General features: G+C 53.8%; 23 protein-coding genes. 9 read left to right on the top strand and 14 right to left on the bottom strand.

Annotated elements, in window-relative coordinates:
* Nucleotides 1–12: 12 nt before the first annotated feature.
* The 5 genes from wrbA to AC5JPW_RS05895 form a co-directional block, all read right to left on the bottom strand.
* Nucleotides 13–630, bottom strand: coding sequence for an NAD(P)H:quinone oxidoreductase (gene wrbA, locus AC5JPW_RS05915; RefSeq protein WP_494238852.1), 618 nt, complete (start codon nucleotides 628–630; stop codon nucleotides 13–15).
* Nucleotides 631–739: 109 nt separating this feature from the next.
* Nucleotides 740–1,609, bottom strand: coding sequence for a hypothetical protein (locus tag AC5JPW_RS05910; protein ID WP_494238850.1), 870 nt, complete (start codon nucleotides 1,607–1,609; stop codon nucleotides 740–742).
* 175 nt (nucleotides 1,610–1,784) lie between these two features.
* Entirely contained in the window at nucleotides 1,785–2,117 is a 333-nt protein-coding gene (locus AC5JPW_RS05905) for a hypothetical protein (protein ID WP_494238849.1), read from the bottom strand.
* A 5-nt stretch (nucleotides 2,118–2,122) separates the two neighbouring features.
* Entirely contained in the window at nucleotides 2,123–2,359 is a 237-nt protein-coding gene (locus AC5JPW_RS05900) for a hypothetical protein (protein ID WP_494238847.1), read from the bottom strand.
* An 18-nt stretch (nucleotides 2,360–2,377) separates the two neighbouring features.
* On the bottom strand, nucleotides 2,378–2,701 hold the full coding sequence (locus tag AC5JPW_RS05895; RefSeq protein ID WP_494238846.1) for a hypothetical protein: 324 nt from the start codon (nucleotides 2,699–2,701) through the stop codon (nucleotides 2,378–2,380).
* Between the two features lie 512 nt (nucleotides 2,702–3,213).
* On the opposite strand from AC5JPW_RS05895, the gene AC5JPW_RS05890 reads away from it, so the two are divergent.
* Nucleotides 3,214–3,390: a con-10 family general stress protein gene (locus AC5JPW_RS05890; protein WP_494238845.1), complete on the top strand. Its 177-nt coding sequence runs from the start codon at nucleotides 3,214–3,216 to the stop codon at nucleotides 3,388–3,390.
* 146 nt (nucleotides 3,391–3,536) lie between these two features.
* A complete protein-coding gene (locus AC5JPW_RS05885) occupies nucleotides 3,537–4,448 on the top strand; it encodes a DMT family transporter (protein WP_494238844.1) in 912 nt (303 codons plus the stop codon).
* Nucleotide 4,449: 1 nt separating this feature from the next.
* On the opposite strand, the gene rutF is transcribed toward AC5JPW_RS05885, so the two are convergent.
* The 6 genes from rutF to rutA are packed head-to-tail and all read right to left on the bottom strand — an operon-like array spanning nucleotide 4,450 to nucleotide 8,544.
* Entirely contained in the window at nucleotides 4,450–4,947 is a 498-nt protein-coding gene (gene rutF, locus AC5JPW_RS05880; protein WP_494238843.1) for an NADH-dependent FMN reductase RutF, read from the bottom strand.
* A gap of 9 nt (nucleotides 4,948–4,956) precedes the next feature.
* Entirely contained in the window at nucleotides 4,957–5,547 is a 591-nt protein-coding gene (locus AC5JPW_RS05875) for a malonic semialdehyde reductase (protein WP_494238841.1), read from the bottom strand.
* Nucleotides 5,544–6,356 (bottom strand): pyrimidine utilization protein D, encoded by an 813-nt coding sequence (rutD, locus tag AC5JPW_RS05870; RefSeq protein ID WP_494238840.1) that lies wholly within the window; start codon nucleotides 6,354–6,356, stop codon nucleotides 5,544–5,546. Before rutD ends, AC5JPW_RS05875 begins: the two co-directional genes overlap by 4 nt.
* Nucleotides 6,357–6,363: 7 nt before the next feature.
* Nucleotides 6,364–6,750, bottom strand: coding sequence for a pyrimidine utilization protein C (rutC, locus tag AC5JPW_RS05865; protein ID WP_494238839.1), 387 nt, complete (start codon nucleotides 6,748–6,750; stop codon nucleotides 6,364–6,366).
* Nucleotides 6,751–6,760: 10 nt separating this feature from the next.
* A complete protein-coding gene (rutB, locus tag AC5JPW_RS05860; RefSeq protein ID WP_494241144.1) occupies nucleotides 6,761–7,453 on the bottom strand; it encodes a pyrimidine utilization protein B in 693 nt (230 codons plus the stop codon).
* Entirely contained in the window at nucleotides 7,453–8,544 is a 1,092-nt protein-coding gene (rutA, locus tag AC5JPW_RS05855; protein ID WP_494238837.1) for a pyrimidine utilization protein A, read from the bottom strand. The genes rutB and rutA overlap by 1 nt, the downstream gene beginning before the upstream one ends.
* Nucleotides 8,545–8,823: 279 nt before the next feature.
* Between rutA and rutR the strand changes: the two genes are divergently transcribed.
* A complete protein-coding gene (gene rutR, locus AC5JPW_RS05850) occupies nucleotides 8,824–9,462 on the top strand; it encodes an HTH-type transcriptional regulator RutR (protein ID WP_494238836.1) in 639 nt (212 codons plus the stop codon).
* Here the strand turns inward: rutR and AC5JPW_RS05845 are convergent.
* Nucleotides 9,459–9,854: a lysozyme inhibitor LprI family protein gene (locus AC5JPW_RS05845; RefSeq protein WP_494238834.1), complete on the bottom strand. Its 396-nt coding sequence runs from the start codon at nucleotides 9,852–9,854 to the stop codon at nucleotides 9,459–9,461. The two genes, rutR and AC5JPW_RS05845, sit on opposite strands and share 4 nt — an antisense overlap.
* A 62-nt stretch (nucleotides 9,855–9,916) precedes the next feature.
* Entirely contained in the window at nucleotides 9,917–13,879 is a 3,963-nt protein-coding gene (gene putA / locus AC5JPW_RS05840; RefSeq protein ID WP_494238832.1) for a trifunctional transcriptional regulator/proline dehydrogenase/L-glutamate gamma-semialdehyde dehydrogenase, read from the bottom strand.
* Between the two features lie 406 nt (nucleotides 13,880–14,285).
* Between putA and putP the strand changes: the two genes are divergently transcribed.
* The 4 genes from putP to AC5JPW_RS05820 all read left to right on the top strand — a co-directional run bounded on the left by putP (nucleotide 14,286) and on the right by AC5JPW_RS05820 (nucleotide 18,498).
* Nucleotides 14,286–15,794 (top strand): sodium/proline symporter PutP, encoded by a 1,509-nt coding sequence (gene putP, locus AC5JPW_RS05835; RefSeq protein WP_494238830.1) that lies wholly within the window; start codon nucleotides 14,286–14,288, stop codon nucleotides 15,792–15,794.
* A 386-nt stretch (nucleotides 15,795–16,180) separates the two neighbouring features.
* Nucleotides 16,181–16,897 carry a fimbrial biogenesis chaperone gene (locus AC5JPW_RS05830; RefSeq protein WP_494238829.1) on the top strand — a complete coding sequence of 239 codons (717 nt, stop codon included), beginning with the start codon at nucleotides 16,181–16,183 and terminating at the stop codon, nucleotides 16,895–16,897.
* 25 nt (nucleotides 16,898–16,922) lie between these two features.
* The gene (locus tag AC5JPW_RS05825; protein ID WP_494238828.1) at nucleotides 16,923–17,936 is read left to right on the top strand and encodes a fimbrial protein; all 1,014 of its coding nucleotides are present in this window, start codon (nucleotides 16,923–16,925) and stop codon (nucleotides 17,934–17,936) included.
* 133 nt (nucleotides 17,937–18,069) lie between these two features.
* Nucleotides 18,070–18,498: a DUF3574 domain-containing protein gene (locus AC5JPW_RS05820; RefSeq protein WP_494238826.1), complete on the top strand. Its 429-nt coding sequence runs from the start codon at nucleotides 18,070–18,072 to the stop codon at nucleotides 18,496–18,498.
* A 34-nt stretch (nucleotides 18,499–18,532) separates the two neighbouring features.
* Here AC5JPW_RS05820 and AC5JPW_RS05815 read toward each other — a convergent pair whose 3' ends face one another.
* Entirely contained in the window at nucleotides 18,533–19,717 is a 1,185-nt protein-coding gene (locus AC5JPW_RS05815) for a NupC/NupG family nucleoside CNT transporter (protein ID WP_494238824.1), read from the bottom strand.
* A gap of 276 nt (nucleotides 19,718–19,993) precedes the next feature.
* Here AC5JPW_RS05815 and efeU point away from each other — a divergent pair, with 276 nt between their 5' ends.
* A complete protein-coding gene (efeU, locus tag AC5JPW_RS05810) occupies nucleotides 19,994–20,827 on the top strand; it encodes an iron uptake transporter permease EfeU (protein ID WP_494238823.1) in 834 nt (277 codons plus the stop codon).
* 52 nt (nucleotides 20,828–20,879) lie between these two features.
* Complete coding sequence (gene efeO, locus AC5JPW_RS05805; RefSeq protein WP_494238822.1) at nucleotides 20,880–22,007, top strand: iron uptake system protein EfeO; 1,128 nt, start codon at nucleotides 20,880–20,882, stop codon at nucleotides 22,005–22,007.
* The last annotated feature ends 1 nt before the right edge of the window (nucleotide 22,008 follow it).

Below are 22,008 nucleotides of genomic sequence, written 5' to 3'. Positions count from 1 at the left end.
TCCTGTGGAAGGTTAGCCTTTGAGTTTGACGGCAAGTCCTGCGACGTACTCACCCTGGTAGCGGGCGATCGCCAGCTCTTCCTGACTCGGCTGGCGTGAACCGTCGGCACCGGCGATAGTGGTCGCCCCGTATGGCGTGCCGCCACGAACCTGAGAAACATCGAATAACTCTTGTGCTGCATAGCCAATGGGTACAATCACCATTCCGTGATGGGCAAGGGTCGTCCATGTGGATGAGATCGTGTGCTCCTGACCGCCGCCAGTCCCGGTGGAGCTGAAAACGCTGGCAAGTTTGCCGTAGAGAGCACCGGAGGCCCAAAGCCCACCGGTTTGATCGAGGAAGGTTCGCATCTGACCTGCCATATTACCGAAACGGGTCGGCGTACCGAAAATAATGGCGTCGTAGTCCGCCAGCTCTTGCGGTGTGGCAACGGGCGCTGTATGTGTTTTCCCGCCCGCTTTGGCGAAGAGTTCGGGAGACATGGTCTCAGGCACGCGCTTGATAACCACATCCACCTTATCCACTTTGTTTGCACCTTCCGCTATCGCATGGGCCATCGTTTCGATATGCCCGTACATGGAATAATAAAGCACCAGGATCTTTGCAGTACCATGTTCTGAACTTTCCATTTATCAGTCCTTCGTTGCGTTGAGATCTCCATTGAGTGTAGCAAACGAAAATTCTTGCTTCGTCGGTCAAGTGGTCAATAACAGCACAAATTAATGGCGCAAACGGTGGTTATTGTCCTGGCGTAAAAACGAAGCGAGCCACGTCAATATCTCCTGCATGATGAATGGCCTGAGACAGTTCCTGATAATATGCATCCAGGCCGTAATCCCTGACGTCTTGCAGGGCGGTACGGACAGGCGCGCAGAAAATTTCAGCATTACCCGCTGCCACTTTTTTGTTGTTCGGTGGCAACTCGCCCGTAACCGCTTTGAACCAGGTACGGACTGAACCTTTGAGGGCTCCAGGGGCTTTGGCAATGTCCGGGTAGCCGGTCAGCACGTTCATGGTTGGGAACTGGTCTTTCGCCACGGCTGTTGCCATACGATCGATAAACTGCTGAAACTGCTCAAAGGAGCGCAGGTCTTCGATTTTCGGTGCAGTGGATTTGCGATTCTTGTTGCCTAATTTGCTGGCGTGCTGCTTAACCTCAAGGGTCGGGTAGACCTTGACCTTATCCAGTTGTAAGTCGAAGAGCAGATCGCAATGCGTGCGGCGATCCTTTACGTCACTGAATGTCTCTAAGAACTCTTTTATAAAGGTGACGATGGGGAGATCGTACATCTCGTTGTTGATGAGCCACTGTTCGCGCAGGAAGCGGCCAGGCTCTGGGTACCAGTCAGGTCTTTCGTTGACTGTCACCTGCCTACCTTTCCCGTCAAATTCGATGAACTCAGTACCATCGGCAAGAGCAAAACAGCAATTTTTCAATTTCGGTAGTGGGGTACCTGCGGCAAAATCTAAGGTTCCTTTGAGCCAGTCGACAACCGTTTGTGAGATAGAAAAGGTTGTGTCGTTATCTTCACGAATGACAGTACTGAGATCGGCTGGTGTATTAACGCCCGGGCGAATACCGGTAATCTGGAGGAAGATGTGAGCCATTTTATAGTTTTCCTGTTGTGTTTACTTCGGCCATGCTAGCACAGCACAAGTCAACAGGGCATTAACAGTCAGTGTGGCTCTAGTCCGTAAAAAGACTCTTTTCCGTCAACATCCACGTACAGAGATATGGAAGACCGCCAGGCTGGCGGTCTTGAAGAGAGGTCAGGTGTGTTTATTACTTCAGATAGCCTGTAAATTGGCCTGACTGCACCAGGGCGACTTTGCCTGATTTGTAGACAATTAACGTGTTGAGTCCCTGGCTGTATGTCAGGTTACCATCCTCGTTAGCTTCCAGCGCGGCGGGCTTGCCATCAACATAAACCTGCTGGCCGGTAATCTTCACCGTCAAACCATATCCCTTCAGAGTACGTGTTTTAACAGACTGCGCGAAGAAGAGGACGCCGTCGTGAACAGGCGCTGCTGCATCTGCGATGACAGTAATGCCATATGCTGTCAAACCGAGCATGGCCAGTAGAGCAATGTTGAGTTTTTTGTCATTTATCTTCATGACGCTTAGCTCTTGCTGTGGTGCGAGTGTTTATTCCCTGACAAATCGACAGCCGCAGCATTGCGGTACGCTTGTGCCATCGCTTGCTCGTTAATACCTTGCTGACGTGCTTGTTCAACCTGATAGCAGATGTCGCGGGAGATGCCTTGTGTTTCACATTCCGACATCCGATTCGCTGAAGATTGACATCCCGTCAGCAGAAGGCCTGCCGCGATTGAAACGAAGAAAAATTTAACCATCATTAATACCCCTCCAAATATTTATGCCGCAACGTCGGTTGAGTCCATCCGTTGCAGATTTGAAAATCGATTATCCACTTCGCCGCGTTCATTCAGAGTGGTGTCCCGGTGAGCAACCACCTCAGGCATGGCACCCGTTTCCAGCCAGTAAATAAAGCGGTGAGTCTGGTAGATCTGTCCGTGATATTTAAACGCGCGATGGGTTTTATTCTTTGTACCGATTTCACTTCCCGCTTTTGCAGTGCGTGATCGGTCCACTAGCCAGAACACACGGCCGGTTTGTGCGTCATAGCGAATGAGATCCTTTATGGCGCGAAAGGTGGTTATCTCTTTTAAGGTGTTCATTAAAAACTCTGCGGAAAAAGGGGCGCTGGAGCGGCCTGTAAATATGTCATTTGCGTGTCTTTATTTAATCTTTTTTAAGTCTTTTGTTTTAATATTACTCTTGCTTTAGATTGGATCAAGTCTTTTTATTGTCTTTGTGATATAGAGGGAAGAAGAAATCGTTATGTAACATGGAGGTAATCATTTTGTGGGAGAAACAAAACTGACCAAGTCAGACTTTTAATGATCAAAGCGTTAATGAAGTCTTCGCTGTGGTTGCAAATTGACACACATTAACGCCAGTGGTTTTCTTAATGCATAAGAGTGGCTTATCAGTTTTCATTTTTAAAAATCACCTTTTCACCTGATATCCTGTTGCAGAATATTACGGTTTACTGGCTGATTAGCCCGTGTTCACTATGCTTAGATTCACGTGACGCAAAATGGCCCGGCCATGGCGGCACGCGGTGAAAGAATCCTCTTTTACTGAATGCAGTATGATGACTAATGTTTCACCCAACCGGAGGTTCGAAATGGCAAACCATCGTGGTGGTTCAGGTAATTTCGCTGAAGACCGTGAAAGAGCATCAGAAGCAGGTCGTAAAGGTGGCCAGCACAGCGGGGGTAACTTCAAAAATGACCCTCAGCGCGCCTCGGAAGCGGGTAAGAAAGGGGGCAAAAGCAGCCACGGTAGCAGCCGCAACAGTTAGCGTTGCCGCACCGTGGTGACGGTGTCAGCTTCTTTCGCGCCGTCAGCCAGCCGCCGGGTTAAACCGGCGGTTTTTTTATGGACTCAGCAGTTGAACAAATGTGCCCAACATCGCAAACTAGCGGTTTACGTTAACCGGTTTGTAGCATGCGCGCCTCTCGTTTCAAGTTCGCTATCTCCCCTCAGGAATCTCTCCTTATCCTCATCACAATGTTCTGGGGGGGCACTTTTCTTGCTGTCCAGTATGCCGTCACGCTGAGTGGTCCTTTCTTTTTCGTCGGTCTGCGTTTTGCGACAGCGGCTTTGGCCGTTGGGCTTTTGTCCATCAATGTGCTGCGAGGAATGACCTGGCTTGAGGTCAAAGCGGGGATTGCGATTGGCATCTCTATTGCACTTGGCTACAGCCTGCAAACCTGGGGACTGCAGTCAATTTCCAGCAGCAAATCGGCTTTTATCACCGCGATGTATGTTCCGCTGGTCCCGTTATTACAGTGGCTGTGTCTTGGGCGTTTGCCTGGGCTGATGTCCTGCGTCGGTATAGTGCTGGCCTTTATTGGCTTGATTTTGCTGGCCGGGCCCGAGGGCAACATGCTGGCGTTAGGGGCGGGTGAGCTGATTACGTTGGCGGGTGCGCTGGCGATTGCCGCAGAGATTATTTTGATCAGCGCATGGGCAGGCAAAGTGGATGTGCGCCGGGTGACGGTCGTGCAGCTGTTGACCGCTTCTGTGGTGGCCTTTACCTGTATGGTTCCTGCGGGTGAGTCAGTACCGGAACTGTCGCCTTCGTTGTTGATGGTGGCGGCGGGGCTGGGTATTTTCAGTGCGATTATTCAGGTCACCATGAACTGGGCGCAGCGCAGTGTGTCGCCAACTCGCGCCACGGTCATCTATACGGGTGAACCGGTCTGGGCAGGAATTTTTGGCCGACTTGCAGGAGAACGTCTGCCTGCACTGGCTATCCTCGGTGGGGCGTTTATTATCGCCGGTGTGCTGGTGAGTGAGCTAAAGCTGAAAAAACGCAAGAAAGCGGCGCTGAACGCAGCGCCGGAAGAGTCCTGATTTAGCCCTGAGAGTGTGGGCGGCTCAGGGTATGGTAGTGTCGGTTAAACCACATTAAACCGCCCGGATCGGCATGATGGGCGATATCCTCAATCGTGCAAAACAGAATATCGTGTGTGCCCACGCTTACCACCTGGCTGATGCGGCAGTCGAATGAGGCCAGCGCACCTGCCAGTCGTGGGCAGCCGGTTTCACCGGTTTGCCACTGCGCCGCCCCGAAGCGTTCTGCCATCGGGGTTTTGCCACCAAACAGAGTCGATAATCCCTCCTGACCTGCCGCCAGCGTGTTGACACACAGCGACTGGTTTTGACTGAACACGGGCCAGACCGATGCGGCGCGGTTGAGACACACCAGCAGCGTCGGGGGCGAATCGGTGACGCTGCACACCGCGCTGGCGGTAAAACCTGCCCGACCCGCAGGGCCATCGGTGGTGATAATATTGACCGCTGCCCCCACGCTGGACATGGCATCGCGAAAATGTTGTTGGCTGACTCCCATCCATCCCCCTTAAAGCAACTGGCAGGCGTCATCAAACGCCAGACGCGGTAAACGTCCAAAGAGTTTGCGTTCATCACCGTAGCCAATATTCACCAGCAAGGTGCTGCGATACCCGCTGTCGGCAAAAAAGGTGGCGTCAACAATGCTGCGATCGAATCCGGACATTGGCCCGGTGTCGAGGCCCAGCGCGCGGCAGGCAAACAGCAGATACGCGGCCTGCATGGCGCTGTTACGAAACGCCGTCTCGTGCGCCATCTCCGGGCTTGAGGTAAACCAACTGCGGGCATCACCGTGCGGGAACAGTTCGGGGAGCTTATCGTAGAACGCATTATCCCAGGCGACGATGGCGGTGACCGGGGCGCTCAGGGTTTTTTCCAGATTTCCGCCCGAGAGTGCCGGACGCAGTTTCTCTTTCCCTTCAGGGGTACGGATAAACACAAAGCGTGCCGGACTACAGTTAGCTGACGTCGGCCCCATCTTCAGCAAATCATACATCTCACGCAGCGTGTCATCGCTGACCGATCTTGCCAGCCAGCCGTTGTGGGTCCGTGCGGTGGTAAACAGGCTATTCAGCGCGCTTTGGTTAACGGCTTCACTCATAAATACTCCTTTTGCATCTGTGCCGTCGCAGGCAGCAGGGTCGCCAGGCTGTCGAGCAGCAGGCCGTTAAATTCATCGCTTTCGGTGACGTTGCAGGCGTGACCGCCGTGGGCCATGACAACCAGCTGACTATGCGGAAGGGCATTCTTCAGCCCTTGTGAGCAGGTCCAGGGCACCAGCATGTCATCCTGCGAGCAGACAAGCAGCGTCGGGCTGCTGATCTGGCTCGCTGTCGTACTGAAATCGGCATTTTTCAGCGCCTCTAAACGGCGATGGAGATTATGTTCCCCTTGAAAATGGGCGAGGGCCAGGGCTTCCTCAGCTTCCATACGCGGGGCATGAGCTGAAAGCCAGTCTGCGGGATAGAGAAACAGCGGCTGCGCTTCTACCCAGGCCTGCGCTCCCCCCGCCAGCAGCAAACGTTCGCGAATATGGAAACAGCGGCGGGTATGAACATCCAGCGATAGCCAGCCGTTGACCAGCACCAGCGCTCTGACCGCCTGCGGATAGTCCAGCGCAAGTTGCATCCCCACCAGTGCGCCCAGCGCATGGCCAACCACGCAAAAGCGATCGATTCCTGCCTGCTGCAATGCACTGAGAAGCTCACTGGCCATGTCGCTTATCTGGTAATTATCCGGCAGAGATGCCGGATTGTTTCCCGTTCCGCACTGGTCATAACAGACCACCTGAAACTGCGCCGACAACGCGGCCGTTTGTGCCAGCCAGTAGCTACCGGTGCCGCCCAGTCCGGAGATCATCACGACCACGGGGGCGCCGGGAAACGGTGGCGGTGAGAGAGCTAGTCTCATAGCGACCTCACTGACCGATATGAGCGACGGTGGCAATCTCCACCAGCGCTTCTGGTTTCACCAGTCCGCACTGGATACAGAACCGTGCAGGCTTGTCGCCAGGGAAAAACTCCGCATAGATTTCGTTAATCGCGGCGTAGTTTTTCCAGTCGGTGATAAAGATGCTGTTGAATGTCACATCCTCCATCGTACCGCCCGCCGTCTCGATAACGCGGCGAATTGTCTCGAGCACGTGGCGCGTTTGCGCCTTTGGGTCGCCGGGATACACCACATTGTTGTCTTTATCAAACGGCAGGGTGCCGGAAACATAAACCACGCCATCTGCCAGCGTGCCGGGTACAAAAGGGGCGATCGGCGTGGTGGTGCCTGGTGGAATAATGACCTGTTTTGGCATGAGCGTGCTCCTAAGCGATTTTCACAAGGTTTTGCGGGGAGAGGGCGGTGCAGAACGTGTCGACATCGCTGACCCAGCCAAAGAAAGTTTCGATATTAAACAGCGCGGCCTGCTGCGCGAACGCCGGACCTGCCTGATGAGTGGCGTCTTCCAGCACAATGCCGAAGTACTCAAGGAAGAAGCCATCGCGCAGTGTGGACTCCACGCAGACGTTGGTGGCTATTCCGGTAAAGACCAGATGGCGGATGCCACGGCTGCGCAAAATACTGTCCAGTGGCGTGTTGAAAAAGCCACTGTAGCGCGGTTTGGGCAGTACGATGTCGCCCTCCTGTGGCACCAGTTCATCCACCAGTTGATAATCCCAGGTGCCTTTTGCCAGCAAGGTTCCCTGCAATTCCGGGCGCTTGCGCATGGTTTTCAGCGCGTTGGATTTGTGCCAGTTGGGAGAGCCTGTCCCACCCGCTTCCACATACTGGTCATCCCAGCCATTCTGGAACCAGATAATCTGTATGCCGGCAGCACGTGCGGCGGTCACGGCGGTTTTGATCTTCGCAATCACCGGTTTGGTAGCGGAAACATCAAAACCGGCAAGGTCAAGGTAACCTCCCTGCGTGGCGTAAGCATTTTGCATGTCCACCACAATCAGTGCGCTCTGATCGGGAGTGAAAGGAATGGCTTCCGGACGAGCCTGTAACGTTATCATCACGCGACCTCCCGTGTGGGGGCGGCAATATGATTTCGGCACCGCATCAGGGGCTGAATGCGCTCGCCAAAATCTTCGACACCCTGCAGGAAATCATCAAAGGTGAGCAGTACGCCATCGGTACCTGGCACGGTAGCCACCTCATCCAGCAGACGCGCTACGGTGGTATACGAGCCCACCAGGGTGCCCATGTTGATGTTGACTGCTGACGTCGGATCCGCCATCTGGCGAACGTTGGTGTCGCTGCCGGAGCGGGTATCTTTCTGGCTCTGCTCGGTCAGCCACGCCAGTGCCTCATCGTCGGCCCCAGCTTTATAGTGCTCCCATTTGGCGCGTGCGGCTTCATCGGTTTCGTCGGCGATGACCATAAACAGTACGTAGGAGCCCACGTCACGCCCGGTTTTTTGTGCCGCTTCACACATGCGCTGGGCAGTCGGTGCAAACGCCGTTGGGGTATTCACACCCTTACCAAAACAGAAATTATAATCTGCATACTGGGCGGAAAAGGCCATGCCTGCATCGCTCTGCCCGGCACAGATCACTTTCATCGGTGTGGAGGGTTGTGGGCTGACACGGCAGTCATTCATGGTGAAAAACTCACCTTTGAAATCGCTTTTGCCGGTACCCCATAAATCGCGCAGCACCTGTACGTATTCCGTCAGGTAATCATAGCGACGGGAAAAATACTCATCACCGGGCCACATGCCCATTTGCTCATATTCTGGTTTTTGCCAGCCGGTCACCAGATTGACCCCAAAACGGCCACCAGAGATGGAGTCGATGGTCGAGGCCATGCGTGCAACAATCGCCGGGGGCAAGGTCAGCGTGGCGGCCGTGGCATAGATCTGAATGCGGGAGGTCACGGCGGCTAGTCCCGCCATCAGGGTGAAGGACTCCAGGTTGTGATCCCAGAATTCGGTTTTGCCACCGAAGCCACGCAGCTTGATCATCGACAGAGCAAAGTCGAAGTGGTAGTGCTCCGCCTTTTGCACGATAGCCTTGTTTAGCTCGAAGGTCGGTTTGTACTGTGGCGCATGGGTGGAAATGAGCCAGCCGTTATTACCAATCGGAACGAAAACACCAATTTTCATCTCGTACCTCGCGTTGTCAGGTGAAGGGGGGCGTGGCACGGCTTGTTGCCGGGTTCTCTACGCCTCACGAAATAGCTTTTGCAAAGCAGATGCCAGGTTTGAAAAGTGCAATGTTGTCAGTGTGTTAAATAAAAGTTATTAAAGAAGCGATTGAAAAAGTGGACTAAATGGTCAAATTTGGTGCACAAAAAACAGGCATCTTTGCGCTATCGCTGTGCAGGGGTCGAGTCGACTTCAGGCATTTGCTATGCTGAGCGCAAATCAGCAAGGAGAAAGACCATGGCGCAGGGTACGGCGAAGAAAACGGGCAAACGCATACAGGCGGTCAATGAAAAACGCGGGATCATCCTTGCGGCTGCGCTGGAGACCTTCTCTCTGTATGGTATTCACGGTACACGCATCGAGAAAGTGGCTGAGCGTGCAGGGGTGTCGAAAACCAATCTGCTCTATTACTACCCGTCGAAAGAAGCACTCTATCTTGCCGTCTTGCAGGAAATTCTCGATGTCTGGCTGGCCCCGTTGAAAGCCTTCCGGGAGGATCTCGCCCCGCTGGTGGCTATTCGTGAATACATTCGCCTGAAACTCGAAGTCTCCCGCGATAACCCTCAGGCTTCACGTCTCTTTTGTCTGGAGATGCTGCAGGGCGCACCGGTGCTCAATGCAGAGCTCAGTGGTGCGTTAAAAAGGCTGGTGGAGGAAAAGTCAGCGATTATCGCGGGATGGATTGCCAGCGGGAAACTGGCCCCAGTCGATCCGCATCATCTGATTTTTATGATTTGGGCCTCGACCCAGCACTACGCCGATTTTGCCTCCCAGGTGGAGGCTGTGACGGGCAAGACTTTGCAGGATGAGGCCTTTTTTAACAGCACTGTAGATAACGTACAGCGCATGATCATTGAGGGCATTCGCCCACGTTAGTTCGCCGGCGGTAACGGGCAGCTCAAATCACCTTCTTCGCACTGTAGCAGCGACGCGAGCCAGGCTTCACGCTCAATAGTTTTGTCAGCAATGCACTGATTATGGATCATGGGCTGGACACTGCCCCCTTCAGTTCCGGAAGCGATAAACGCACAGTCGGCATCACGCAGGTTAATCCAGGTTAACTGCGCTTTTTTCATCAATTCACGTTGCCCGGGCGTGGCCCTTTTGAGTGCGTCCTGCCAGGTCTGGTTAAGTTTTTTATCGGCGGCTTGCGCCTGTTGAGCGGTACACATGTTCAGTGCGGACTGCGTCGTGGCGTTATCGCACTCATCCGCCAGCGCACCCGCGCTTGCCAGCAGAGTGGCGGCGGCAATCAGGATACGTTTCATTCTCTCTCCCTGGTCTACACATCGCCCCGGTAACCGTGTGCTACCGGGGAATCGACGTAAGTTTAACCGATGGTCATTAAACTGGCATTACCGCCAGCCGCCGCCGTGTTGACGCTCAGCGAGCGCTCAATCCACAGACGCTCCAGCAGAATATTGCTCTCACCACGGGCAAAGCCCTGCACCGAAACTATCGCGCCGTCTCGGGCGGCCACTCTGGCACACAGTTCACGCAACTGATCGGAATCGCCGTGGTAAATGACCGCGTCAAACGCTTGTGACATCAACACGTCAGGCTGCGCCATCGTGATGAATGCAGCAAGTTCATCCGGGAGTTGCTTGTGTAAATCGCGGTGAACGCCATCTTCCGGCCACAACACTTTACAGCCAGATGCCAGTGCGGCAGCCAGTTGCACCAGGGTGTCCGGCGCATTATCCGCCACACACAACACACGTTCTCGAGGCAGCAGCGTCAGCGTGTTACGTTCGCCGGTCGGGCCCGGCAGGATACGCTGCGTGCCCGCCTGCGCCAGTTCGGCGAAGGTGCGACACTGCGCCTGCAGTTCCGGTTTACTGGCGGCCCATTGCGTCAGGATATCTAACGGCTGGAGGAGGGCGATTTTAATCTGGCTATCGGCTGCAGCAGTGCCGTCCTGACGTGTCAGGGTGCGCAGTATCGCATCCTCCGGGCGGCTGGCCAGCAGACGATAGAGATAGAGCGGTCCGCCTGCTTTTGGCCCTGTGCCGGACAAACCCTCACCGCCAAACGGCTGCACGCCCACCACCGCACCAACCATATTGCGGTTCACGTAGAGGTTGCCCACGTGAGCGCTGCCGGTGACCTGGCCGATGGTCTCGTCGATGCGAGTGTGTACACCCAGCGTGAGCCCGTAACCGGAGGCGTTAATCTGGCCGACCAGTGCATCCAGGTTATTGCGGCTGTAGCGCACCACGTGCAGTACCGGGCCAAAGACCTCTTTTTTGAGTTCGTCGAAGCTCTCAAGCTCAATCAGTGTCGGCGGGACAAAAGTACCGGTGCGCCATTCGCGGGCATCGACGCCGTTTTCCTGCACGGCCTGGAAGACGGTGCGGCCTTTGGCGCGCAGGGCAGCGATGTGTTTCTCGATATTCTCTTTGGCTTCTGCGTCAATCACCGGTCCGATGTCGGTGGTCAGGCGGCCAGGGTTCCCCATCCGGCATTCTGCCATCGCACCACGCAGCATTTTCAGCGTGTGCTCAGCAATCTCGTCCTGCAGGCAGAGTACGCGCAGCGCTGAACAGCGTTGCCCGGCGCTATCAAAGGCTGAGGCCAGCACGTCAATAACAACCTGCTCGGTCAGAGCGGAGGAATCGACAATCATGGCATTCATTCCACCGGTTTCTGCAATCAGCGGCGTCGGGCGGCCCTGAGCGTCCAGACGTGTCGCCACCGTGCGTTGCAGCAAGGTGGCGACTTCGGTGGAGCCAGTAAACATCACGCCGCGCACGCGTTCGTCAGCAGTGAGTTGTGCGCCCACGGTTTCGCCACGTCCTGGCAGCAACTGCAGGACACCCGCCGGAACACCGGCTTCCAGCAGAATGGCGATGCCCTGGGCGGCAATCAGCGGTGTCTGCTCCGCCGGTTTTGCCAGCACGGTGTTACCCGCCGCCAGGGCCGCCGCAATCTGTCCGGTAAAGATTGCCAGCGGGAAGTTCCACGGGCTGATACAAACTACCGGGCCCAGCGGGCGGTGGGTGATGTTGTCGAAATCGTGGCGGACCTGGCCTGCGTAGTAGCGCAGGAAGTCGACCGCCTCACGGACTTCGGCAATCGCATTACTGAAGGTTTTACCCGCTTCGCGGACCAGCAGGCCGATCAGCTGTTGCATCTGGTCTTCCATCAGTACCGCTGCGCGATCAAGGATCGCGGCGCGCTCCTGCGGTGGCGTGGCGAACCAGATAGGTGCCTGATTGAGGGCGTTGTCCAGTGCGAGCGTCACTTCTTCTTCCGTGGCTTCGCGGACGTAACCGACGATGTCTTTCGGCTCTGCCGGGTTAATTACCGGTTGCATCTCGCCGTCGGCCACCGGTGCTTCGAGCAGCGGTTTGGCCTGCCATTTATGTAGCGCACTGTTGAGTAGTGAAGAGGAGAGGGAGGCCAGGCGATGTTCGTTCGCCATATCCAGCCCCGCCGAATTGATCCGGTCCTGCCCGTAAAGCTCACGAGGCAGCGGGATCTTCGGATGCGGTAAGCCAACGCCGCCCTCCTGATGGGCCATTTTCTCGACGGCGCTGACCGGATCCGCCACCAGTTCATCCAGCGGCAGGGTGGCGTCAGCAATGCGGTTGACAAACGAGGTGTTCGCCCCGTTTTCCAGCAGGCGGCGCACCAGATAAGCCAGCAGCGTTTCGTGAGTACCGACCGGGGCATAAATACGGCACGGTCGGTTGAGCTTGCCGTCGGTGATTTTGCCGACCACCTGCTCGTACAGCGGTTCGCCCATGCCGTGCAGGCACTGGAACTCATACTGTCCCGGATAGTAGTTCTGACCAGCCAACTGGTAAATGGCCGCCAGGGTGTGGGCGTTATGGGTGGCAAACTGCGGGTAGATAAGATTCGGCACTGCCAGCAACTTTTTGGCGCAGGCAATATAAGAGACATCGGTATACACCTTGCGGGTATAGACCGGATAGCCTTCCAGCCCTTCCATTTGGGCGCGTTTGATTTCGCTGTCCCAGTAAGCCCCTTTCACCAGGCGGATCATCAGGCGACGACGGCTGCGGCTGGCAAGATCGACCAGGTAATCAATCACGAACGGACAGCGTTTCTGATAGGCCTGAATGACGAAACCAATACCGTTCCAGCCTGCCAGCTCCGGTTCGAAGCAAAGTTTTTCCAGCAGGTCGAGGGAGATCTCCAGTCGGTCGGCCTCTTCGGCGTCAATATTAATACCGATGTCGTACTGGCGTGCCAGCAGGGTCAGGGCTTTCAGGCGTGGATAGAGTTCGTCCATCATGCGGTCGTACTGGGCGCGGTTGTAGCGCGGGTGCAACGCCGATAGCTTGATGGAAATGCCCGGACCTTCATAGATCCCGCGTCCGTTAGAGGCTTTCCCAATCGCGTGAATCGCCTGCTGGTACGAAAGCATATAGGCATGGGCATCGGCGGCGGTCAGTGCCGCTTCACCCAACATATCGTAGGAGTAACGGAAACCGGTCTCTTCGAGTTTACGCGCATTGGCGAGCGCTTCGGAGATAGTCTCGCCGGTGACGAACTGCTCGCCCATCAGGCGCATCGCCATGTCGACCCCTTTACGGATCAATGGCTCTCCACTTTTACCGATAATACGGTTCAGAGAGCGGGAGAGGCTGGTTTCATTGTGGGTCGACACCAGTTTGCCGGTAAACAACAGACCCCAGGTAGCGGCATTCACAAACAGCGATGAGCTGCGGCCAATGTGTGACTGCCAATTGCCATTACTGATCTTGTCGCGGATCAGGGCATCTCGGGTGGCTTTGTCCGGAATACGCAGCAGCGCTTCCGCAAGGCACATCAGGGCAACACCCTCCTGCGAGGAGAGGGAGAACTCCTGCAACAGGCTCTGGACCATCCCGGCGCGGCCTGAAGCGGTTTTCTGGTTGCGGAGTTTTTCGGCAAGCTGGTACGCCAGTTGCTGCGACTTCTCCGCAATGGGCTGTGGAAGGCGAGCCTGCTCAAGCAGCATGGGCACGGCGTCAGTTTCGGGGCGACGCCAGGCGGCGGTAATGGCGGCACGGGTCACCGACTGCGGCAGAATATTCTCCGCAAAATCGAGGAAGGGCTGAGGATTTTCGTCGACGGTAGCGTCGGTGTCATCAAACTCACCCGCGCCACTGATATGGGTGGCGGGCAACTCCGGGATCATCTCATTGTTTTCCAGTTTTTCCAGATAACTAAAGATGGCCTGTTTAATCAGCCAGTGCGGTGTGCGATCAATTTTTGCTGCTGCCGCTTTCAGGCGTTCCCGCGTTGCGTCATCAAGCTTAACCCCCATGGTCGTAGCGCCCATGCCTTTCTCCTTTGAATTCGTGGTGAGCAGACTATCTATCATGTTGCAACTTTGTGCAACCTTGTTAAATGTCGCCTTTTTGCCAAAGTTAAATCGAATAATAAGTTAATTGTATGTTACTTAATTTAGGCGTTGTTCTAACGTTTTTAGAATCTAATATTTGCGGCAGATAACACTTTTATAAGGTGCAACCAGTGAAAGTGTGATTAAGTGCAACCTCTTAAAAAGTCCCAGGCTTTACGGGATGAAATTGATGTAAATGCAGTGTTAAATCAATTGTGAATAAGCGAGGCTTCCGGCAGGATACGGGCGCCTTATACAACAAACACATCATCACCTCGTTCCGGTGGTGGAAAAAAGCGGCAAATATGGCGTTTGCCGAAGAATAATCCTGGAGAACTTTTTGATGGCAATTAGCACACCGCTGCTGGTGACATTTCTTATTTATATCTTTGGCATGATCCTTATCGGATTCTTTGCCTGGCGTTCGACGAAAAACTTCGACGATTATATTTTAGGTGGTCGTAGCCTGGGTCCATTGGTGACTGCGCTTTCTGCAGGTGCATCCGACATGAGCGGCTGGTTATTAATGGGCCTACCTGGTGCGATTTTTATTTCCGGGATTTCCGAAAGCTGGATTGCCATTGGCCTGACACTGGGTGCGTGGGTCAACTGGAAGCTGGTGGCGGGGCGTTTACGTGTTCACACCGAGCACAACAATAACGCGCTGACGCTGCCAGACTACTTTACCGGACGCTTTGAAGATAAAAGCCGTCTGCTGCGCATTATCTCTGCGGTCATTATTCTTGTGTTCTTCACCATCTATTGTGCTTCCGGCATTGTGGCAGGCGCACGTCTGTTTGAAAGCACCTTTGGCATGACGTACGAGCATGCATTGTGGGCTGGTGCGGCGGCGACCATTATCTACACCTTCATTGGTGGCTTCCTTGCGGTGAGCTGGACTGACACTGTGCAGGCCAGCCTGATGATTTTCGCTTTGATTCTTACCCCGGTGATTGTGATTATGTCCGTGGGTGGTTTTGCCGACTCTATGGAAGTGATCAAGCAGAAGAGCATAGAAAACGTCGATATGCTCAAAGGACTGAACTTTGTTGCCATTATTTCGCTGATGGGTTGGGGACTGGGTTACTTCGGCCAGCCGCACATTCTGGCGCGCTTTATGGCGGCAGATTCCCACCACAGCATTGTGCATGCTCGTCGCATCAGCATGACCTGGATGATCCTCTGCCTGGCCGGTGCGGTAGCGGTCGGCTTCTTCGGTATTGCTTACTTTAATAACCATCCTGAGCAGGCAGGGGCCGTCAATCAGAACGCTGAGCGCGTGTTCATTGAGCTGGCGCAGATTCTGTTTAACCCGTGGATTGCCGGGATCCTGCTGTCGGCCATTCTGGCGGCGGTGATGTCCACGCTGAGCTGCCAGTTGCTGGTCTGCTCCAGCGCACTGACGGAAGATTTCTACAAAGCGTTCTTCCGTAAAACCGCAGGTCAGACTGAACTGGTCTGGGTAGGGCGTGTAATGGTATTGCTGGTGGCGCTGGTCGCTATTGCACTGGCGGCGAACCCGGAAAACCGCGTGCTGGGTCTTGTAAGCTATGCCTGGGCAGGTTTTGGTGCAGCATTTGGTCCGGTGGTGCTGTTCTCAGTGACCTGGTCGAAAATGACCCGTAACGGCGCACTGGCCGGTATGGTAATTGGCGCGGTGACGGTCATCGTCTGGAAACAGTTCGCCTGGCTGGGCCTGTACGAAATCATCCCTGGCTTCGTCTTCGGCAGCATCGGTATTGTGGTGTTTAGCCTGTTGGGTAAAGCACCGTCTGCTGAGATGGAAAAACGTTTTGCCGAAGCGGATGCGCATTATCACTCTGCACCGCCGAGCCGTTTGCAGGCTGAGTAAGTGAGTTTTCAGCCCCCTTTTTCTTTAAGAAGGGGGCTGTGCAAAGAAGTCATCTGTCGTCATTTCGATTGTAGACACAGGTGACGAACATCATTGATCCCCATCCTGCTCTGCTCAATGACTCTGCGCTTTATTCTTAATTATCACTAAAATTGTTACCAGACGCGGCGCTATTCATATATCCGATTGCGCAGAGCGTGGCCTTGTTCGTTCATTTGGCCTGTTTTCAGACGGGCATTTTTCTTGAGGCCAGGTCGAACGCAGGATGCAATTTTTGTAAACTCTCAGGAAATAATATCCTCCCGGCGACCACTACGTCCTTTATAAGTGTGGCGCTATGGATTTAGTTGTGCGTTCTTTTCCAGGGAGGGAAATCTATGACCAGAATGGTCGCCAGTGTGCTGTACCTGTTTATATTGCTTACTGCGATACCGCCATCGTGGGCGGGACTGTTTTTTAACGGTACCCGCGTGATTTACCATGCCGGAAAAAAAGAAGCCACCCTGGGGCTGACCAATGACGCTCGCGACCCGCGCTTAATTCAGTCCTGGATTGAGCATGATGACGGGCAAACGAAAGACATTCCTTTTATCATTATGCCGCCTGTTTTTCGCCTTGACGCCGGTAAAGGTCAGACGTTACGCATTCATTTTATCGGCGGTGATGTCCCCCCCGATAGGGAGTCGGTGTACTGGATAAACGTGCTGGAAGTCAGCCCCACTCCGCACGCTAAAGGAGAGGAAAAGCCGAATTATATGCATTTTCCCGTCCGCTCCAGGATGAAGCTTTTTTACCGGCCCAATGGCCTGCCAGGTAAACCAGAGAAGGCGGCCTCTCTTCTGACCTGGCGCATGCTACCCGGTACGAAAGAGGCCCAGCTTGAATGCACCAACCCCACCGCCTTTACGGTGTCTCTGAATAATATTCAGTTGAGGCCGCTTACTCGGCCCGGAGAGATACAACAGCGTGGTATGTGTCCGGCAAGAGGACGTGCAATATTTACGCTACCGGGAAAGACAAATTTAACATCGGGAAAGGTTTTCTTTTCAGTCATTGATGACGATGGCGGTTTTCACGCTCATGAAGCCTCTTATCAAGGCTAATTTTATATTATCTCAGGGAATGAATATGAATTTATGGAGAATGGTATTAAAGGTAATCGTCATATTATCATTGGCAATCGTGAGTCGCACCGCGCTGGCGGGTTGTAGTGTAGGAAAATATGGATACTTAACGGCTTCTTTTCCGGTAACGGCTTTTACTGTCGCGCAAAATAAAACGCCCGGGGAGCTAATTGGCTCTATTGCTCTACAGGGGACAGGGCCAAACTCATCCTATCTCTCCAGAGTAGGCTGTTCTGGTAGGAATTTTTATTTCTATCAGCAATATTCTCGAGGCATGGCGCTTTCTGACTATCCCGGAATCTATAAAACAAGTGTTAATGGCGTCGGTATGAAACTAACGTCATCTACCGGTGGTGCTGTTGTTGGTATGACGGCAAACAAATGGTATAGCTGGTATAACGGTTATGGTTGTACCAACTGTGATCTTTACGCAACCTCATCAAATTTTACTCTGGAATTTTATGCCATTGGCCCTGTCGGGACCGGGGATATATCGATGAGTGGCTATTACGTCCAGGGCTACGTAAATGACAGTGATAGGGCTGGTTCTACTTCTGGCTATTTCTCGATAAATGGAACGGTTAAATTTAAAGCAGGTTCCTGCAAAACGCCGGATATCAGCGTCAATCTTGGAAAACATTCTGCTGATAGCTTCACCTCCGTAGGTTCCACCAGTGCACCCGTGCCCTTCAATTTCCAGATAAACGAATGCGATCCCGGCCTGGCGACGGTGAGTTACACCTTCAAGCCGGCTTCAGGTGTCACGCTGGAGGGGGCTGCTGGCAGCGAGTATTTGACGCTCAAAGGCAGTCAGAAGGCCGGGGGTATCGGCGTACAGATGTTTTATGATGATGGGGTGACACCGGTGCCTTTCAACAGTAAAACGGCTTTTTCGGGCTACGAAACGACCACTGGCGGCAGTTACGTTATCCCCATGCAGGCTCGCTATGTGCGAACAGGCAAGGTCAGCGCCGGACCGGCAAATTCTGCCGTCGAATTTGTGATGGCCTACGAATAATTGCGCCGCAAGGGCTGTTCAATTTTCACTGAAAGAACATTCCTTCAGTCCTGTTCTCTGTCTTTAGGTTTCCCTTGAAAAAACAGCGCCGTTACGCTCTTATCACTGTTCTAATAACAATGAGGATAGCGTAATGAAGTTAAAGACAGGGGTCACTGCACTGATACTGGCGACAGTACTGACGGGTTGCGTTGCACCCGCGCACAAATCCACGACTGCGGAGCAAACCTGTAAAGCGGACAACCAGATGCAGCAAACCACGCTCTATTTCGGTTTGAATCGCCCGGCAGGCAAAGAGATAACCGGAGCCGAGTGGCAGCAATTCGTTGATGGTGATGTGACGCCGCGTTTCCGCGATGGTCTGACGGTATTTGATGCCCGTGGGCAATGGTTGGGGAATGACGGCAAAGTGGCTCGCGAAGCAAGCAAAGCGCTGATGCTGATCCACGCCAAAGACGCGACCAGTGAAACCAATATTGAGACACTGCGCAGTATCTACAAAACTCGTTTCGCTCAGGAATCGGTGATGCGCGTTGACCAGCCGGTCTGCGTGCAGTTCTGATAAAAAACGGCGGGTGATTAGCCCGCCGTCAATCTTAGAGGACCACGCCTGCGAAGGCGGCAGAGAGCAGACTCACCAGCGTTGCGCCATACACGAGGCGCAGGCCAAAGCGTGAAACCACATTTCCTTGCTTCTCATTCAGTCCCTTAATAGCTCCCGCTACAATGCCGATAGAGGCGAAGTTGGCGAATGAGACCAGGAAGACCGACAGAATCCCCAGGCCGCGCGGTGTCATCTGTGCGGCAATTTTCTGCAACTCGATCATCGCGACAAATTCATTAGCGACCAGCTTGGTCGCCATGATGCTGCCCGCGTTGAGTGCGTCACTCAGCGGAATACCGATAAGCCAGGCCAGCGGGTAGAAAACATAGCCCAGAATCTGTTGGAAGCTGATGCCGAACAGGGAAGAGAAGAGGGCGTTGACGGCGCTAATCAGCGCGATAAAGCCAATCAACATTGCCAGAATAATCATCGCGACTTTGAAGCCTGCCAGAATGTACTCGCCCAGCATCTCAAAGAAACTCTGCGACTCGTGCAGTTTCTCGAGCTTCACCTCCGCTTCGGCGTCGGCTCGCGTCGGGTTAATAATGGTCAGGATAATAAAGGTACTGAACATATTCAGCACAAGGGCCGCGACCACATACTTTGCATCCAGCATAGTCATATACGCGCCGACGATAGAGAGCGACACCGTGGACATAGCCGTGGCTGCCATGGTGAACAGACGGCGGGAAGAGAGGTCACCCAGGATACCTTTATAGGCAATAAAGTTTTCCGACTGGCCGAGGATCAGCGAGCTGACAGCGTTGAAAGACTCCAGTTTGCCCATGCCGTTCAGTTTTGACAGCAGGGTACCAATCACGCGGATGAACACCGGCAGAATACGCCAGTGCTGTAAAATGCCGATCAGTGCAGAAATAAAAACAATCGGGCAGAGCACGCCGAGGAAAATAAAGGCCAGCCCTTTTTCACCCATTCCACCAAATACAAAGTTGGTGCCTTCAGCCGCATATTTCAGCAGAACTTCGAAGAATCCAGAGACATATTTGATGAGGGTCAGGCCGCTTTCTGCATGCAGGAAGAACCAGGCTAGCGCCAGTTCAATCACCACCAGTTGCAGAATAAAGCGGAAACGGAGCGTGCGGCGGTCGAAACTCACCAGCCAGGCCAGCGCAAGGATCACCACCAGCGCCAGCAGAAAATGTAAAAAGTTAATCATATCGAGGACATTTGCAGGTAAATGGGCGCTTATTTAGCCATAGTGCCGAAAAGCAGTAAACAGAAAGTTAAAGTTTTGTAAGCTTAAAATTTTCCATATTTCAACCACTTCTGCATAAGGCCTGAGATGGCGATCGTTAGTCTGCTAGCCATTTACATCCGGTTATCATTCTGTTCATTTTTCGCTTGAGTTTCGGCAGTTCGTAATGATAATCACTATCAAAGAAATTTACTTTTCTTTTCAGCAATTGACCTTATATGACGCAGGGGCGTTCTCATGTTTGTGCCATTTCTCATTATGCTACGTGAAGGCCTCGAAGCGGCGCTGATCGTTAGCCTGATTGCCAGTTATCTGAAACGAACCCAGCGTGGACGCTGGATAGGCGTGATGTGGATTGGCGTGCTTCTGGCGGCTGCTCTTTGTCTGACGCTCGGTATCATCATTAACGAAACCACCGGTGAGTTTCCGCAAAAAGAGCAGGAACTGTTTGAAGGTGTTGTTGCCGTGATTGCGGTGGTGATCCTCACCTGGATGGTGTTCTGGATGCGCAAGGTGTCACGTAACGTCAAAGTGCAACTGGAGCAGGCGGTGGATAGCGCGCTGGCGCGCAGTAACAACCACGGCTGGGCGCTGATTTTGATGGTCTTCTTTGCGGTTGCACGCGAGGGTCTGGAATCGGTGTTCTTCCTGCTGGCGGCTTTTCAACAGGATGTGGGCATCTGGCCGCCAATTGGGGCCATGCTGGGCCTTGCCACGGCAGTGGTGCTGGGTTTCCTGCTTTACTGGGGCGGTATTCGGCTTAACCTGGGCGCGTTCTTCAAATGGACCAGCCTGTTCATTTTGCTGGTGGCGGCAGGTCTGGCGGCGGGGGCCATCCGTGCTTTCCATGAGGCCGGGCTATGGAACCACTTCCAGGATGTCGCTTTTGATCTGAGTAATATTCTGACGACGCACTCCTTAACCGGCACGCTGCTTGAAGGCATCTTCGGTTACCAGGAGACGCCAACCGTCAGCGAAGTATTCGTCTGGTTACTCTATCTCATCCCTGCACTGGTGCTGTTTGTAATGCCACCGCGTGCGGGCGTGCAACCGTCCAGTGCATCGCGCTAAATATCTGGACCGGGTTTAATGTAGTTACAACATACTTATTAAGGGAAGGGACATGGCAATTCATTTTCGTCGTAGTGCGTTACAGGTTGGTGTCGCAGCGTTAATCGCTTGCGCGTTTGGTGCCGAAGCGGCCGATATTCCGCAGGTAAAAGTTACCGTGACGGACAAACAGTGTGAACCCATGAACCTGACGGTCAACTCGGGTAAAACGCAGTTCATCATCCTGAACCACAGCCAGAAAGCACTGGAGTGGGAGATCCTTAAAGGGGTGATGGTGGTGGAAGAACGTGAAAACATCGCGCCGGGCTTTAGCCAGAAGCTGACGGCAAACCTGCAGCCGGGCGAATATGAGATGACCTGTGGTCTGTTGACCAACCCGAAAGGCAAGCTGGTAGTAAAAGGTGCGGCAACGGCGGATGCGGCGAAGAGCGAAGCCCTGCTGAGCCTCGGCGGTGCGATTACTGAATATAAAACTTACGTCACCACCGAAACCGCTGCGCTGGTCACCGGTACCAAAGCCTTTACCGATGCGGTAAAAGCGGGCGATATCGAAAAAGCCAAATCCCTGTACGCGTCCACTCGCCAGCATTACGAGCGCATCGAACCGATTGCGGAACTGTTCTCCGACCTTGATGGCAGCATTGATGCCCGTGAAGATGATTATGAGCAGAAAGCGGCCGATCCTAAATTCACCGGTTTCCACCGTCTGGAGAAAGCGCTGTTTGGCGATAACTCAGTAAAAGGCATGGATACTTATGCTGACCAGCTTTACACCGACGTGCAGGATCTGCAAAAGCGAATCAGTGAACTGGCCTTCCCGCCGTCAAAAGTGGTGGGTGGGGCAGCCGGTCTGATTGAGGAAGTGGCAGCGACCAAAATCAGCGGTGAAGAAGATCGTTACAGCCATACTGACCTGTGGGACTTCCAGGCAAACGTGGATGGCGCCCAGAAAATTGTCGACCTGCTGCGTCCGCAGTTGCAGAAAAACAACGCCGAGCTGCTGGCCAAAGTGGATGCCAACTTCAAGAAAGTGGACACCATTCTGACGAAGTACCGCACCAAAGATGGCTATGAAACTTACGACAAGCTGACCGATACGGATCGTAACGCGCTCAAAGGGCCAATTACTACGCTGGCTGAAGATCTGGCGCAACTGCGTGGTGTGCTGGGTCTGGACTAAG

This window comes from Phytobacter sp. (genome assembly GCF_059074235.1).
The sequence above is the reverse complement of the archived record's forward strand: the minus strand, read 5'-3'. Positions and strand labels throughout refer to the sequence as shown.

Coding starts and splice junctions, on each gene's coding strand:
- AC5JPW_RS05900 (WP_494238847.1), bottom strand. CDS start 2,359: ATGATGGTTAAATTTTTCTTCGTTTCAATCGCGGCAGGCCTTCTGCTG.
- rutF (WP_494238843.1), bottom strand. CDS start 4,947: ATGGGAGTCAGCCAACAACATTTTCGCGATGCCATGTCCAGCGTGGGG.
- AC5JPW_RS05895 (WP_494238846.1), bottom strand. CDS start 2,701: ATGAACACCTTAAAAGAGATAACCACCTTTCGCGCCATAAAGGATCTC.
- AC5JPW_RS05885 (WP_494238844.1), top strand. CDS start 3,537: ATGCGCGCCTCTCGTTTCAAGTTCGCTATCTCCCCTCAGGAATCTCTC.
- rutR (WP_494238836.1), top strand. CDS start 8,824: ATGGCGCAGGGTACGGCGAAGAAAACGGGCAAACGCATACAGGCGGTC.
- efeU (WP_494238823.1), top strand. CDS start 19,994: ATGTTTGTGCCATTTCTCATTATGCTACGTGAAGGCCTCGAAGCGGCG.
- rutB (WP_494241144.1), bottom strand. CDS start 7,453: ATGATAACGTTACAGGCTCGTCCGGAAGCCATTCCTTTCACTCCCGAT.
- efeO (WP_494238822.1), top strand. CDS start 20,880: ATGGCAATTCATTTTCGTCGTAGTGCGTTACAGGTTGGTGTCGCAGCG.
- AC5JPW_RS05845 (WP_494238834.1), bottom strand. CDS start 9,854: ATGAAACGTATCCTGATTGCCGCCGCCACTCTGCTGGCAAGCGCGGGT.
- rutA (WP_494238837.1), bottom strand. CDS start 8,544: ATGAAAATTGGTGTTTTCGTTCCGATTGGTAATAACGGCTGGCTCATT.
- AC5JPW_RS05905 (WP_494238849.1), bottom strand. CDS start 2,117: ATGAAGATAAATGACAAAAAACTCAACATTGCTCTACTGGCCATGCTC.
- putP (WP_494238830.1), top strand. CDS start 14,286: ATGGCAATTAGCACACCGCTGCTGGTGACATTTCTTATTTATATCTTT.
- AC5JPW_RS05825 (WP_494238828.1), top strand. CDS start 16,923: ATGAATTTATGGAGAATGGTATTAAAGGTAATCGTCATATTATCATTG.
- AC5JPW_RS05815 (WP_494238824.1), bottom strand. CDS start 19,717: ATGATTAACTTTTTACATTTTCTGCTGGCGCTGGTGGTGATCCTTGCG.
- AC5JPW_RS05910 (WP_494238850.1), bottom strand. CDS start 1,609: ATGGCTCACATCTTCCTCCAGATTACCGGTATTCGCCCGGGCGTTAAT.
- AC5JPW_RS05890 (WP_494238845.1), top strand. CDS start 3,214: ATGGCAAACCATCGTGGTGGTTCAGGTAATTTCGCTGAAGACCGTGAA.
- rutD (WP_494238840.1), bottom strand. CDS start 6,356: ATGAGACTAGCTCTCTCACCGCCACCGTTTCCCGGCGCCCCCGTGGTC.
- putA (WP_494238832.1), bottom strand. CDS start 13,879: ATGGGCGCTACGACCATGGGGGTTAAGCTTGATGACGCAACGCGGGAA.
- rutC (WP_494238839.1), bottom strand. CDS start 6,750: ATGCCAAAACAGGTCATTATTCCACCAGGCACCACCACGCCGATCGCC.
- AC5JPW_RS05820 (WP_494238826.1), top strand. CDS start 18,070: ATGAAGTTAAAGACAGGGGTCACTGCACTGATACTGGCGACAGTACTG.
- wrbA (WP_494238852.1), bottom strand. CDS start 630: ATGGAAAGTTCAGAACATGGTACTGCAAAGATCCTGGTGCTTTATTAT.
- AC5JPW_RS05830 (WP_494238829.1), top strand. CDS start 16,181: ATGGTCGCCAGTGTGCTGTACCTGTTTATATTGCTTACTGCGATACCG.
- AC5JPW_RS05875 (WP_494238841.1), bottom strand. CDS start 5,547: ATGAGTGAAGCCGTTAACCAAAGCGCGCTGAATAGCCTGTTTACCACC.